This is a genomic window from Acidobacterium capsulatum ATCC 51196 (assembly GCF_000022565.1).
In the GTDB taxonomy this organism is placed as follows: Bacteria; Acidobacteriota; Terriglobia; order Terriglobales; family Acidobacteriaceae; genus Acidobacterium; species Acidobacterium capsulatum.
In genome coordinates this window covers 1,541,924-1,555,969 of sequence record NC_012483.1, presented here as the reverse complement: position 1 = coordinate 1,555,969, position 14,046 = coordinate 1,541,924, and the positions used below count along the sequence as shown (strand labels likewise).

Annotated in this window: 10 protein-coding genes and 1 pseudogene; 6 read left to right on the top strand and 5 right to left on the bottom strand. The window is 61.1% G+C overall.

What is annotated here, in order from left to right:
* Nucleotides 1-129: 129 nt before the first annotated feature.
* Nucleotides 130-708 (bottom strand): hypothetical protein, encoded by a 579-nt coding sequence (locus ACP_RS06265; RefSeq protein WP_015896449.1) that lies wholly within the window; start codon nt 706-708, stop codon nt 130-132.
* Between the two features lie 251 nt (nt 709-959).
* On the opposite strand from ACP_RS06265, the gene ACP_RS06260 reads away from it, so the two are divergent.
* Complete coding sequence (locus tag ACP_RS06260) at nt 960-2,021, top strand: IS110 family RNA-guided transposase (RefSeq protein WP_015896448.1); 1,062 nt, start codon at nt 960-962, stop codon at nt 2,019-2,021.
* 586 nt (nt 2,022-2,607) lie between these two features.
* Here ACP_RS06260 and ACP_RS06255 read toward each other — a convergent pair.
* A complete protein-coding gene (locus ACP_RS06255) occupies nt 2,608-4,686 on the bottom strand; it encodes a winged helix-turn-helix domain-containing protein (protein WP_015896446.1) in 2,079 nt (692 codons plus the stop codon).
* A 408-nt stretch (nt 4,687-5,094) separates the two neighbouring features.
* Between ACP_RS06255 and ACP_RS06250 the strand changes: the two genes are divergently transcribed.
* The 3 genes from ACP_RS06250 to ACP_RS06240 all read left to right on the top strand — a co-directional run bounded on the left by ACP_RS06250 (nt 5,095) and on the right by ACP_RS06240 (nt 11,418).
* Nucleotides 5,095-7,368, top strand: coding sequence for a choice-of-anchor tandem repeat GloVer-containing protein (locus ACP_RS06250; RefSeq protein ID WP_041839354.1), 2,274 nt, complete (start codon nt 5,095-5,097; stop codon nt 7,366-7,368).
* 176 nt (nt 7,369-7,544) lie between these two features.
* Nucleotides 7,545-10,934, top strand: coding sequence for an Ig-like domain repeat protein (locus tag ACP_RS17250; protein ID WP_015896444.1), 3,390 nt, complete (start codon nt 7,545-7,547; stop codon nt 10,932-10,934).
* Between the two features lie 286 nt (nt 10,935-11,220).
* The gene (locus ACP_RS06240; protein WP_041839353.1) at nt 11,221-11,418 is read left to right on the top strand and encodes a hypothetical protein; all 198 of its coding nucleotides are present in this window, start codon (nt 11,221-11,223) and stop codon (nt 11,416-11,418) included.
* A gap of 17 nt (nt 11,419-11,435) precedes the next feature.
* On the opposite strand, the gene ACP_RS17245 is transcribed toward ACP_RS06240, so the two are convergent.
* Nucleotides 11,436-11,834 (bottom strand): putative toxin-antitoxin system toxin component, PIN family, encoded by a 399-nt coding sequence (locus ACP_RS17245; RefSeq protein WP_015896442.1) that lies wholly within the window; start codon nt 11,832-11,834, stop codon nt 11,436-11,438.
* Nucleotides 11,831-12,121: a CopG family transcriptional regulator gene (locus tag ACP_RS06230; RefSeq protein WP_148215060.1), complete on the bottom strand. Its 291-nt coding sequence runs from the start codon at nt 12,119-12,121 to the stop codon at nt 11,831-11,833. Before ACP_RS06230 ends, ACP_RS17245 begins: the two co-directional genes overlap by 4 nt.
* 129 nt (nt 12,122-12,250) lie before the next feature.
* On the opposite strand from ACP_RS06230, the pseudogene ACP_RS17680 reads away from it, so the two are divergent.
* Nucleotides 12,251-13,101: pseudogene (locus ACP_RS17680) on the top strand (IS481 family transposase); the annotation flags it as partial.
* 23 nt (nt 13,102-13,124) lie between these two features.
* Here the strand turns inward: ACP_RS17680 and ACP_RS06220 are convergent.
* Nucleotides 13,125-13,346, bottom strand: a complete 222-nt coding sequence (locus tag ACP_RS06220) for a hypothetical protein (protein WP_041839351.1) — start codon at nt 13,344-13,346, stop codon at nt 13,125-13,127.
* Nucleotides 13,347-13,506: 160 nt separating this feature from the next.
* On the opposite strand from ACP_RS06220, the gene ACP_RS06215 reads away from it, so the two are divergent.
* Nucleotides 13,507-13,932, top strand: a complete 426-nt coding sequence (locus tag ACP_RS06215; protein ID WP_015896440.1) for a nuclear transport factor 2 family protein — start codon at nt 13,507-13,509, stop codon at nt 13,930-13,932.
* Nucleotides 13,933-14,046 lie beyond the last annotated feature (114 nt).

The following is a 14,046-nucleotide window of genomic DNA, read 5'->3' as shown; positions in this document are numbered from 1 at the left end:
ATCTCAGCTTCGCCTGCTTAAATACAGACACAATCTGCTCCACTGAAAACTTCTTCTTCGGCATCTGACCTCCAAGTCCTTGTCAGGGCCTCGCCATGCCGAAAGACTTACCTCCATTTCCGACTCGATTTAGCCATGCTCATCACATTGGAAGGGCTTGCTGAGGCGCAGCGCCGAGATGCCGAAGCGGTTGAAGAGGGTGCAGAGCGCGTTGTGGCTGAAGGCGTCGGCGTTCCACTGGGGCATGACGATGATGGCCTGTCTGGGCTTGCCGGCCTGGCGCTCGGGCGGCGCGGGAAACCAGCGCGCGTTGACGAGATCGTTTTCAGGGTAGGGCGTGCGGACGGGCGAGGTGAAGCGCAGGAATTCGGCCGTGGGGAGCTGTCCGTCGCGGGCCTGCTGCTTGAGCTCGGCGTCTTTTGCGAGGGTCTCCGGGCGGACGTTGGTGGGGAAGAGCTCGGGGTGGCGGGACTCGAGGCGGTAGTCCGTGGGCGGGGCGTAGTCGAAGAAGGATGGCATGCGAAGCACGGCCTCGTTGAGGGCGAGCATGGCGGCTTCTTCGGCGGCGGGGTTGCCGGTGGCGGCGGCAGCCTGGGGGGCGATTCCGGCGGTTTCGAGGAAGTCGGCGAGCCAGTCAAAGCCCCATTCAAGATGACATGAGAAGCCGAAGCTTGGATTGCGGCGACACGGTGAGATTCTCGTCGCCAACGGTTACGAATCAAGGACTCGGATAATGGCTTCTTATGTCAGTGCCGCCGCAGGCGCCGCGTGAGCGGTCGGAGCGAAGCGCAGAGCCTTGACGGGTTCCGACCGGCTCTGCCATAACGCCGCATGAAGCGGGGGCACTTGAACGAAGAAGAAAATTGGGCTACTTCCTTATTGCTGAACGCTTATACGCACGTGGACGGAGACAAAACGTAAGCTGCAATTATCGCGCTGTTGCGCACAGGAGGTTCGGAATGAATAGAGTGATAGGGATTGACCTCGGAGACAAGAAGAGCCATTACTGCGTATTGGGTGAAGGCGGAGTTGTCGTCGAGGAAGGAACTGTTGTTAGTACGCCAGCCGCATTCAACGAGCACTTCGGGGTGCTGACATCATCTCTGATTGCCATGGAAGTGGGAGTTCATTCCCGCTGGGCCAGTCGTGTGTTGCGGGAACTCGGTCACGAGGTAGTCGTGGCAAATCCGGTGCGTCTGAGACTGATCCACAAGAGCAGCAAAAAGAGTGATCGAGTAGATGCGTGCGCTCTGGCGCGTCTGGTGAGGGTCGATCCCGAGTTACTCGGTCCAGTTGAGCATCGCAGCGACGAAGACCAGAGCATGTTGGCGGTTTTGCGGGTACGAGATTTGCTGGTGCGCACGCGGACGAGACTGATTAACTGTGCACGCGGCTTGGTGAAGCCCACCGGAACCAGATTGCCGAGTTGTTCCCCAGTGAGCTTCGCCAATCGTGCAAGGCCGGCGGTACCGTCGGATTTGCTGCTGGCGCTCGATCCGCTTCTTGATCAGATCCAAAGCCTGACGAACTTGATCAAACGCTACGATCGTAAGATTGCCAGAATCGCGGAGACGAGTTATCCGGCAACCCAGCATTTAGAGCAGATTCGAGGCGTGGGGCCGCTGACCGCGCTCGGTTTTGTACTGACCATTGGACGCAGCAGTCGTATGGTTCACAGCCGCAATGCGGGAGCATATTTTGGACTTAGACCTCGGTGCTACCAATCAGGGGAAAGCAATCCGCAATTGGGAATCAGCAAAGAGGGGGATGGATTCATGCGGCGAATGCTGGTGCAGTCCGCACAGTACATCCTGGGTCCGTTCGGTCCGGACACGGATCTGCGGCGATGGGGCGAACGCTTGATCGCTCGAGGCGGCCGGGGAGCAAGAAGTCGTGCGGTTGTGGCCGTTGCCCGCAAACTCGCTGTTCTTCTGCATCACTTGTGGGTCACAGGCGAGGTCTATGATCCGCTGTATAACAGCAGGATCAAGCAACGCGCTCTGGAACCAGTCTCTGCATAACGTTGTTTGTAAGGTACGAAATCGTCGAAACCGGAAACGAATGACTGCGGGCGCGCCCTGGCATCACAGAGAGGAGCTCTCCTCCTGTAGACCGAAGTCAAGGTAGCAGCATTCGCCAGTATGACAAGGTGCACCGGACCGCATGGTCCATTTCAGAGTGCGGATGGAAGGCTGGCGGGCGAAATCTACCAACGTAAGGCTACAGCGGCTGCTTTTCTTTTTTGCTGGGTGATCTGTGTAGTGCGTTGCGCAGAACCCGTCAAGGGTTCGCTTCGCCGCGCAACAAACACGCGCCCCTGACGGAACCTACGCAACGCACGGAGAACTTTCCTTGCCAGCAAAAAAGAAAAAATAGTTGACATCGGAGTGGCTTCTCATGGAAGGGGGCGCACGACGCGGTTCTCATCGCGGGTGGTGAGGGCGGTTTCCCAGCGGTACATCCAATTGGCGTAAAGCTTGCCGAACATAGCTTTATGGTACCGGGTGGGGCTGTGGGAGTTTTTGGTTGCCAGGGGTCAGTTGTCAGTGGTCAGTTGTCAGTTGCTGGTGCTTTTGGGAGGGGTGCGGGGATGGATGCAAAAGCCGGTCAGCTATGGGCCCGCGCAGGGATATTGAGTCCCACGCCGGCAAGCAGGGCCCGAAACTCAGGGTTGGAGTGCAGCGAATCGTAAGCCGGGAGGACCGTCATGCCGGGAACGCCATCATCATGCATCGCAATGCTGGCGCGGATGGCGCGAAGTGCCTGTTGTGTTTCCCCGGCTTGCGCGTACCATTCGGGAGGGAAAAAGTCGTTTCCATGGGGAGCGGTCTTCATCCCTTCCCGGATGGCTTCGATGCGGATCCGGGCATAGGCGGCGACTCCGCCCCTGCGATAGGCCGCAAGGCCCCGGTCTTCCATGGCGATGCGGCTGGGCGTGTGGTCCATAACGGCCATCTCTCGCCACGTTTGAATAGCCCGGAGATGCAGGCCGAGGCTCCACTCCGCATTTGCAATGCCGTCGCGTGCGTGGGTGGAGTTAGGAGCCAACTGCATGATCTTGCGAATATCGCTTTCGACGCGTGACCGGTCCTGGGCAACGCTGGCGATATGAATATCGGTGATGTAGGCCGAGACCCAGTAAGGATCGACGGCAAGTGCCTGGTTGATCTGAGCCTCGGCTTCGTGAAAGCGGCCCTCATCGCTATAGATCAATGCAAGGCCCTGATGGTAGAACGGGTCGTCGGGATTGGCGGAAATGGCCTGCCGCAGCTCCCGTTCGCCGGCCTTGAGGTTCCAGCTCTGCAGAAAGTAGATGAACCCGAGATCGGCATGGGCCTCGGCCGTATGAGCATCGAGCGCCAATGCGTGGCGCGCCGCCTGCCGGGCCAGAGTATAGCCCTCGCTCTCTCCAATGCGGTCGTTCTGCACCAGAAAGATGTACGCGCGTGCCTGGCCCGCATAGGCGTCGACGAAGTTGGGGTCGTCGGCAATGGCTTCGTTGTATTCGGCCACGGCCAGGACCAGCGAATTTCCAGTGAGCTGTGAAAAGTGATATTGGGCCCGGAGATAGGCGTCGTAGGCCAGGGGATTGGAGGTTCCGTCGATCGGGGTGGTGGGCAAACCGCCGGAGACCGGGGAGAGTTTGAGGCTCCGGTAGACCTCATCCTGAATCATGGTGCGAAGGTCCGCCAGCTCATAGCGGGAAACGGTGCGGTTGAAACTGGCGATGTGAGACAGATCGTTGCCGCGCACCAGTTCGAGCTGCACATGGCACTCGTTGTTCTGGAGGGTGAAGCTGCCAAGGATCAATACATCCAGGCCCAGGTGCGTAGCCTGGGCGCGAAAAGTGGAGCGGTCGAGATTGAGCAGATCGAGGGAGTTGGAGGCTCGCACGTCCAGATGGGGCAGTTGCGAAAGCGTATCGGTAAGATCGAGCCGGAAGCTTTGCGCCAGGCTGGCCGCGCCCGGGCCGGAGGCCTGAAAAGGTGCAATGCCGAGCGTGATTTCGGCCGGAGCGGCGGCAGGCCTGCGCTTGAGCCGCGGCGCCATCGCCAGCATGCCCGCGAGCAGCAGCAAGACGCCCGCCGCATAGAAGACGCCGCGCCGCCCCAGGGCCCTCGGCAGGCCGCTTATCGGCGCCGAAGCAGAGCCAGGCGGCTGAAGAAGGCCGGCACTCCGGGTTTGGGCTTCCCGGTCCTCTGAAAGTGACGGGGAGTCGGCGGTAGCCGTCGTGCCGGAAAGGGCAGAAGGCGCGTCGGGGAGAACCTCGGGGAGACCCTCGGCAGGCACGGCGGTTTCCACGGCCGGAGGGAGCAGGGCGGCAGGGGCCGGACGAGCACCGCGTGCCAGCTCCACAACACGGATGGGTGCGATGAGGCGATAGCCGGTTCGAGGAACGCTCTCGATGTACCTGGGCCGGGAAGAGTTGTCTCCCAATATGTGGCGGAGACGGGCGACGGCATTCGTGATCCGTTTTTCGCTATTGTCCAGAAACTGGCCGGGCCAGAGTGTCTTCTGGATTTGCTCTCGTGTCACGAGGCGGCCGCTGCTGCGGACCAGCAAATCGAGCAGATCGAGCATCTGCCGGTTGATGCGAATGGGAACCTGATTCCGGGTCAGGCGTCGATTCTCTGCGTCGTAAAGATAGGCGGCAAAGGAAAAGACGGTTGGCTCTTGGGGCTCCATGTCACATCGTCTCAAATCGGTTTGCCGATTCAAAGCAATTTGTGCGGGGGGGCCGAAGGAGGGGCAACAGTGCTCTCGATGAATAGCCAAGTTGCAGATACAAAATGATTTTTCCTGATTCCTTCCGGCTGCCGAAATGATGCCCATAAGATGCTTGTGGTCTGGGCGTTGCAATGCCATAGTTCCTTCAAACCGATCCAGCCAATTTTTCCACAGTCGCAAAAATTGGTGGAGGCCGCATCCATGTGGCTTCCACGCTACGGCGGAACTCCGTCTCATTCCTTCCAGGGCCGGTTTTTGCAGATTCCCATGGGAGGAATCGGGCCCGTTCGACTCCTCCTCCCTGTGGCGAAGTATCCGTGAATTCTTAATGACACTGAGAGGCTAGTTTTGCGCCGAGCGATTCGCTTGATCATCCTCGTTCTTTTCTTTGGAGCCCTGACGCATCACGCCGGAGCCCAGAGCGCGACGATAACAAATCTTTATGCCCTGAATGGCACCACCGACGGACAATCTCCGTACGGAAATCTGGTGCAGGGGCCGGACGGAAACTTCTACGGCACGACCGCGCGTGGGGGAGCCAACGGGGACGGGACCATCTTTCGGGTAATGCCGGATGGCGCGTACGCGGTGCTTTATAGCTTCCAGGGATCGCCCGACGGCCAGATGCCCGAGGCGGGTCTATTTGCGGGCAGCGACGGCAACCTGTACGGCACCGCCGCCTTTGGCGGAGCCGATGGAGCGGGCACGGTCTTCCGGATCAGTCCTTCGGGCGTCTTCACCCTGCTCTATACCTTCACCGGCGGCACGGACGGCAGCTTTCCTGCCGGAGGGGTGATCGAAGGCAGCGACGGCAACTATTACGGTACGACCGTCTATGGCGGAGATATCAACGCCGCGGGCTTCACGGGGTACGGCACGATCTTCAGGATCACTCCGGAGGGAGTGCTGACGACCCTCTATACCTTTCTGGGCGAAGATGCGGATGGAGCCAGTCCGTATGCGGGGCTGGTCGAAGGCAGCGACGGCAATCTGTATGGCACCACCAATAACGACGAGGTGGGGCCCACGCACTACTTTGTTGGCAGCGTCTTCAAACTCAGCAAAACGGGCACGGGGTTTACCACGCTGTACCACTTTGGGGGCGGCAACGATGGCGGCAACCCGGATGGGGGCCTGGTCGAAGGCCCGGACGGCAGCTTTTATGGCTCGACCCATAACTTTGGACTGTACGCCGACGATTTTGACTCCACCGGCCAGGGAACGCTCTATAACATCACGCCGGGGGGAACCTTCACCACTCTCTATGAGTTTACCGGGCAGGCTGCCGACAGCGGCCGGCCGGAAGGCACGCTGAGCTTCGGCAGCGACGGCAATCTCTACGGAACGACCACCAACAGCCCGGCAGGTACGTTGTTCCAACTCACTCCCGCGGGTGGTTTTGTGACGCTCGGCCTGTTGGGTCCAAGTTACGCGGAGTCGTTGGGCGGCCCGATCGTGGGCAGCGACGGCAACCTCTATGGAACGACGGACACCGGCGGCCCGAACTCGAATGGTGCAATCTTCAAAGCGGTACCGAGTCCGGCCCTTGCGCCGCTGGTGAAACTGACGTTGAGCTCACAGACCACGACGGCAGGTACGCCTGTGCAGCTGAACTGGCAGGCCGGTTACGCATTTTCAACCACGGCGCAGCTTTGCTTTGCCACCGTCAGAAGCGGAGGGGCCGGCGCGGGCGGCTGGTCGGGCATGCAGAAGGGCACGCTCAGTGGAGACTACTATGGCGGCTCTGCCACCATTACGCCGACGGCACCCGGGACCTACACCTATGCCCTGACCTGCGGCGGCACCATCAGTGGGTCTGCCACCCTGACGGTGCCTGCCATGCAGGTGACCACGTCAAGCCTGCCGGATGGGCAGGTGGGCGCTGCCTATTCGCAGACGCTGAGCGAGCAGAACGGACTGGCTCCCCTCACGTGGGCGGTGACCAGCGGCAGCCTGCCGGCGGGCCTCTCTCTCGATGCCGGGACAGGCGCCATCACAGGCACGCCGACGGCGCCGGGCATCAGCAGCTTCACAGTGCAGGCCACTGACTCGGAGAGTGTGCCGGTCACGGCTTCGGGAAGCTTCACGATCACGGTGGCGGCGGCAGCGCCGGCGGTCACGATCAACTCCAGCACGCTCAACGTGGGCAATCCGGGAGGAACGGCGGAAACAACGCTCGCGGTCTCAGGCTTTGCCGCCAATGATTTCTCCTTCTCGTGCTCGGGCCTGCCCGCGAAGGCTCAATGCCTCTTCAGCACGGTCACCGGAACGCAGGCCTATGGCACGGCCACCCTGCAGGTGGTCACCGATGGCGGCCTCAGCGCGCAGTTGCACGCGGATGGAAACCTGCCGGGCAAGAGCCGGGCGCCGGGATCGGGGGCACCGTGGATGGCGGCCGCGATTCCCGGACTCATCGCGCTGTCCGGCTTCAGGCGAAAGCGCCGCGGAGCCCTGCTCAAGCTATGGATGGCCGTGCTCTTTACGGCCGCCATCACGGGCGGATTGCTGACCGGCTGTGGCGGTGATTCCAGGAAGACGGCCAGCACAGATGTTACCCCGGCCGGAACGAGCACTGTAACGGTCGTGGCGACGGCCGGTGACCAGAGCGCCACCACGACCTTTACCCTGCAGGTGCAGTGATGAGCGGGGGTGAAGGATCAGCCACCGTCAGGGCCGCCGAGCAGAGGGGTACGGCAGGGGAGCGGAATCGATTCCACCGCTCCCGCTGCCTGGCCCATCCCGGGCATAAGGAGCCGGTAGATTCCTGTGGCTCCACAACCGCTTTCAACGATGACTTCGATCTCGCGAGGAATTCCATGGTTTTTGTTTTCGCAGCGATGTTTCTTCACAGCGCGCTGACCCTCATGTTCTCGATTCGCTCCCGGGTGGTTGCGAGGCTGACGCGCCTCGGCCGCATGGTCTTTGGCGCCCGGGCGCGCCGGGGGGCCGTGGCTGCCGCCGCCGCCCTGCTGCTGCCGGCGGCGGCAGGATACGCACAGGCCGTGGCCACCAACAAGGCAGCCGCGCTGCCGCCTGCCCGCACCCTGACCAACAGCCTGGTGCCGGCGGTGGGTCTTTCGTCCGATCTCGGGCAGATGACGTCCTCCGCCGTGCTGAGACATGTGGAGATGTACTTTGCCCCGACTGCCGCGCAGAAGGCGGCGCTTGCAACGCTTCTGGAGGAGCAGCATGATCCGTCGTCGCCGCTCTATCACCATTGGCTGACGCCGGCCGAGTTCAGGACGCGCTTCGGGGCCTCGGCGGCCGAGGTTGCGACGGCCGAGGCGTGGCTGCGCTCGCAGGGCTTCGCCATCGAGCAGGCGGACGCGGAGTCTGTGCGTTTCTCCGGGACCGTCACGCAGGTGGATGCGGCCTTTGAGACCGAGATCCACAATTATGCCCTGGGAAGCCGGAAGTACTTTGCCAATGCCACGCCCGTGACCCTGCCGGCGAGCCTGACCGGCCTGGTGCGCGCCATCGGCCACCTGAACTCGCTGCGCCCGGTGCCGCTGCACCGCAGCAGCGCCATGGTACAGATGAGCCCCAACTTCACAGACACGAGCGGAAATCACTACACCGTGCCCGAAGACCTGAAGACCATCTACGATATCCACCCGATCTATAACGCGGGCTATACCGGCGCCGGGCAGACGATTGCGGTGGTGGGACAGAGCCTGGTGGACCCCGATGACATCGCTCTCTTCGATTCCAACTTTGGCGGGAACCATAGCCTCATCATGACCCTGGTTCCATTCACCGGAGATCCGGCGGTGACCTCGGCAGACGATGAAGGAGAATCCGACCTCGATATCGAGTATTCGGGCTCGATTGCGCCGGATGCGACGGTGAACTTTCTCTTCGTCGGCAACGACAGCAATTCCAGCGCCTTCGACGCGATGCAGTATGCCATTCAATATGACATTGCACCGATTATCAGCATCAGCTATGGGGCCTGCGAGCCGTTGTACGGGCAGAGCGAGGCGGATACCTATGGGTTTTTCATGGACGAAGCGGCAGCCCAGGGCCAGACGCTGATTGCGGCCTCGGGCGACTCGGGCGCAACGGCCTGCGATCGCGGGAACTCGATCGCCGCCAGTGGTCTCGCCATCCAGTTTCCCTCCGACTCTCCGGACGTGACCGGCGTGGGAGGAACCGAGTTCAACGAAGGGACGAATACCTCCTACTGGAACTCCTCAAACGACGGCACGGGCGGTTCGGTGACCAGCTACATCCCGGAAATGGTCTGGAACGACGATGCAGTTGCTCCGGAGCTCTCGGCCTCGGGCGGGGGCGCCAGCACGGTTTTTTCAAAGCCGGCGTGGCAGGCAGGCACGGGCGTTCCTTCCGACGGCGCTCGCGACGTTCCGGATATCGCACTGGACTCGTCGGGCGAGCATGATCCGTACTTTTACTGTGGGCCGCCGGATTCAAAAGGCAATAACTGCGCCAACGGTTATGTGTATGAAGCGGGCGGTACCTCCTTTGCCGCGCCCATTTTTGCGGGGATCACCGCGCTGATCAACCAGAGCACGGGGTCGGCAGGCGAAGGCAACATTAACCCGTCGCTTTATCAGTTCGCCTCGAGCGCGCCGTCTGCCTTTCACGACATCACGGTGGGCAACAACGACAGTCCATGCGCCACGGGAACGACTGACTGCACGGGCAGTACCACGGAGATTGGCTATAGCGCCACCACGGGCTATGACCAGGCAACAGGGTTGGGCTCGATCGACGCTCTGCTGCTGGCCCAGGCCTTCCCCAACTATGGATCGGCAACCCCTCTGGGCGGCAGCTCGATCACGATGACGACGAGTCCCTCGGCGCCGGATGCCGGCTCGACGCTCACCTTCACGGCAACGGTGGCCAGTGCCTCCAGTCCCTCTGCCGTCAGCGGCAATGTGCAGTTTCTGATCGACGGCGTGCCCACAGGCGGCCCGGTGGCCCTGAGCAACGATGTGGCCACCGCGACCAGCACCCCATTGACGGCGGGCAACCACCTGGTTGTGGCGCAGTATGCCGGCAACTCCACGCTGGGCGGTTCGGCCACGACGGCCGTGCTGAATGTTGCGGCGCTGCCTCCGAGCAGCACGGTCATCACCATCTCTCCGGCCATGCCTACGGCGGGCACTCCTATTACCGTGACGACGATGATCAGTTCGGCGGCGGCCGGCACCCCCACGGGCACGGTCGATCTGACCGTGGATGGCAATGACACGAACAATCCTGTGACGTTGGCGAACGGAGCCGCCACGGTCACGCTGCCGGCAATGACGCCGGGTGCGCACACCGTCTCCGCGCAATATTCGGGCGATACCGGCTATGCGGCTTCGACTGGCCAAGTGAGCTTCGATGTCGTCAGCCTCTCGACCTCGGCGGCCGCGGTGTCGGTGACGCCGGCCTCCCCCACGACCACGGACAGCGTGACCGCAACCGCGGCCGTCACGGCGGGCGCGACCGGAAGCGTTCAATTCCTGCTGGACGGCACGGCGGCGGGTTCGCCGGTGACCCTGGCCAACGGCACGGCGCAGTATGCCCTCGGCAAGCTCGCGGCCGGCAGCCATACCGTGACGGCGCAGTACTCGGGCGACAGCTCGTTTGCCGCGGCCAGCGGGGATCAGACCTTCATCGTAAGCTCCACGGCATCGGCTTTCACGCTGACGGCGGGCAACGTAACGATGGGAACCAATGACAGCGCCAGCTCGACGGTGACGGTCACCTCCACCAGCGACTACGCGGGAACCGTGCAGCTTGCGGTCTCCGGCAGCGGCCCGTCCAACGCGTGCTACCTCGTCAATGGCAACCCCACCGTAAGCCCGCAGGGCACGGCGACCACGCAAATTACCTTCTACACCGGCGGCTCCTGCACGACGGTGCCGAATGCAATCTCGCTGGGCGCGACCAGCATCGCGGCCGCGCAGGGCAGCTCCGGGCTGGAAGGCACGGCTGGAGTGGCCCTGGCCTCGGCCTGGGGCGCCGGATTCCTGCTGTTCGGTCTGCGCCGCCGCCGGCGGGTGCTGGCGCGCCTGCTGGTGCTGCTGGCGGTCGTATCCGTCTTTGGTCTGCTGAACGGCTGCGGTGGATCGGGCGTCAAGCCCACCCCACCGGCCGCAGCAGCCACGGGAACCTACACCCTCACCGTTACGGGCGCGGACTCGGCCTCGAGAAGCAACACCGCGAGCACGACGATGAAGCTCACAATTCAGTAGGCCGGCCGGGCAAGGAGGGAATTCGGAGTCGTCCGGGTTCCTCCGGTGGGCAGACCTTCGCCCACCCGCACCACTAGATGCAGAGACCGCTCCCCGGGTGCTTCTCTTTTTTTATGAGGAGCACTCGATTTTTTGTCTTTGTTCGGCTTCTCCGCTGCGGGAGGACAAGGCGTGAGGTTGCCGGGGCCGGATAGCAGGAGGCCGGATAGCAGGAGGCGGGACGGGAGGGCAGGGGGCGGTGTTTCCTGGAAATGAGAAGAGGCGGATCGGGTGCGATCCGCCTCGGATGTTGGAGGGTGGTTCTTCGGGATTAGTGGTGAATGCCGCCGTCAACGCGCAGAGAGCCGTGGATATGATTCTCGGCAGCACGTTTGAGGAAGGGAACGAGACAACTGAAAACACCGGGGATGCCGCTGTCAGCGGCATCCCCGCAGCCGTTGCGGTGAATATCGCTCCGGCGATCTACGGCCATGCTTATCTATGAGCATTGGCCGGATGCTGCTATCCGGCTCTTAGATATTCCGAGGGAGTGATAATGCGTGTTCCCTTGTACGCGCCGAGAGTCAATAAATCCTTATCGCCTGCCACCAGCAAATCCGCTTTCGCAGGGGCGGCGCGCTCCAGAAACATATCGTCATTCGGGTCACGGCAGACCTTTACCGTGCCTCGAATCTTTACACGGATGCCGCGCGCCAGAATCGCTTGCAGCGCCGACGTTGCCCGGTGTTGCTCCCAGGAGAACTCTTCCGTCAGGACGCGCACAATCTCCGCGTCAATCTCATCGCAGGTGGCAATCACATCTTCGCTCATCGCTTTTTCAAGCGCCAATGTCGGAGTGCCGCGCCTCTTCGCAAACTGAAGCGCGGAAATCCAGACATTTGTGTCTACGACGACAATCACCCGTTAGACCGTACCTTGCGTCGGCGCGGCTTCTCGGCGCGCACTTCTTTAACGAGCCGGGGCACATCTGCTTCGGTGTAGCCCTTGGGGTTGCGGCCCGCCGCGTACTCGCCCAATTCATCCAACGTCCGCCGCGCCTGCTGTGCGGAGTACGTGCGGAAGGCTTCGCGGAATAGCTCGCTCATGATGCGGCTGTCCCGCTGTGCCAGCGCCTCAGCCCTTTGCGCGAGTTCGGGCGGCAAGCTGATGGTGTAGACCTTTGATTTCCTTGCAGCAGCAGTGGCCATATCCAAATATGGCGCTGTAATGGATTCCATTAGAAATGGAGACTCACTGAATGCTCATAACGGCTCCATTAGGTGTATAGTCCCGGCATTTGATGGTGCATACTTTTCACACGAGTGGAAGGAGGCACTATGGGGCAGGTTTTACACCGGGGCGCCACGACGACAGAGGCGATCCGTCGAGCGATACAACATAGTCAAGAGAGCTTGAGGGCTCTGGCCCGTCGTCACGGCATCAACCCGAAGACAGTAGCCAAGTGGAGGAAGCGTTGCTCGGTGGCCGATCTACCGACGGGGCCGAAGCATCCTCGCTCCACCGTGCAAACCGTCGAGCAGGAAGCGATCATCGTTGCCTTTCGCAAGCACACGCTGCTGCCTCTGGACGACTGTTTGTATGCCTTGCAGGCCACGTTCCCCAGCTCACTTGCTCATCGCTACATCGCTGTCTGGAACGGCACGGCATCAGTCGCCTGCCGGAAGTCGAAGGCGGCAAGCCCAAGAGGAAGAAATTCAACAGTTGTCCGATCGGCTTCTTCCATATCGACCTGGCCGAAGTGCGTACTGCGGAAGGCAAGCTTTATCTCTTCGTCGCCATCGATTGCACCTCCAAGTTCGTCGTGGTCGAGCTAGTAAAAAAAGCCGACATGCGAGCCGCCGCTGCCTTCCTCGATGCCCTTGTCGAAGCGGTCCCATACCGCATCCATACCGTGCTCACCGATAACGGAATTAGGTTCGCCGATCTGCCAAAGAACCGCCAAGGGCCAACGGCCCGCTTTCGCGGACATCCCTTTAACAGGGTCTGTTTGCTGCACGGCATCGAACATCGGCTGACAAAACCGAATCATCCCTGGACCAACGGGCAAGTAGATCGCATGAACCGAACTATCAAGGAAGCTACTGTCCAGCGCTATCACTACGACAGTCATAACCAGTTGCTAACTCACCTCAACGATTTCATCGCCGCCTACAACTTCGCCACACGTTGAGGCATCAATAACGGCCATCGTTAGCTAATCTGCTCCCCTATGATCATTCCGATCATACGTGGCACGCCACGGATGATGAGAACTTTGAGTGGTTCGGCGAGCACAAGGCCGAACTGATTCGTGTCAATCTCTATCTCAAGAGCAGCAAAACGTCGGACCTGCTGCGGATTCTTGCCAGCGGACAAGACATCGCCCACCTCACCACGGAACTTGCGCTCAGGCTGTAGCCAACGCTCGCCCACCCATGTTCAATATTGCAGTGAAGCCCATCGTAGTGGGCTGCAATCCAGGTTTCCTGCTCATGGAGCGGGCTGACGGCGTGCCCGTTGAGAATATGCTTTGAATGCATCGGCCAATCTCTCTGAAGCTCATTGAGTACCATCAACATGAGGAGTCGTTCGGATGTCCAGTTCAAAGTACGCTGCCTATAAAGGCGCTGAGCCCTACTTCAAGATCGTTCGAGAAGCGTTGGGTGACCTCGTCGATGGGGATCACTTCTTCGATATCGTCACCGAACATACCATCTACGAAGTTCTCTATGAACTAGGATGGCCTCGCATCATTCATGGGCGAATCGAGCTGATGCATGCGTTCCGAGGCTATACCGACATCATTAGTCTGCAATCGGCTGATCATCTGGCCGTCCACACTGCGGACTCGGGCCGTGTCATCGTGATCGAGTACGAGGTTCATGGAACCGTTTTGGCGACGGGCAAACAGTACGACAACCGGTTTTGTTCTATCCTTCGGCTTGAGAACCGGAAGATCGCGCATTGGAGAGACTACATGGACTCTCACGCGGCTTGGAATGCACTGGCGGGGCGCTGATCGCCAATCTCGTCATGGCGTGTCAAGGGCGGAGTAAAAGCCGGCCAGCTGATGGCTGTGTCGTTGTAGAGGGATAGCGGGGTAGAAGGGGCTCTGGAGCGTAACGGAAGAGGC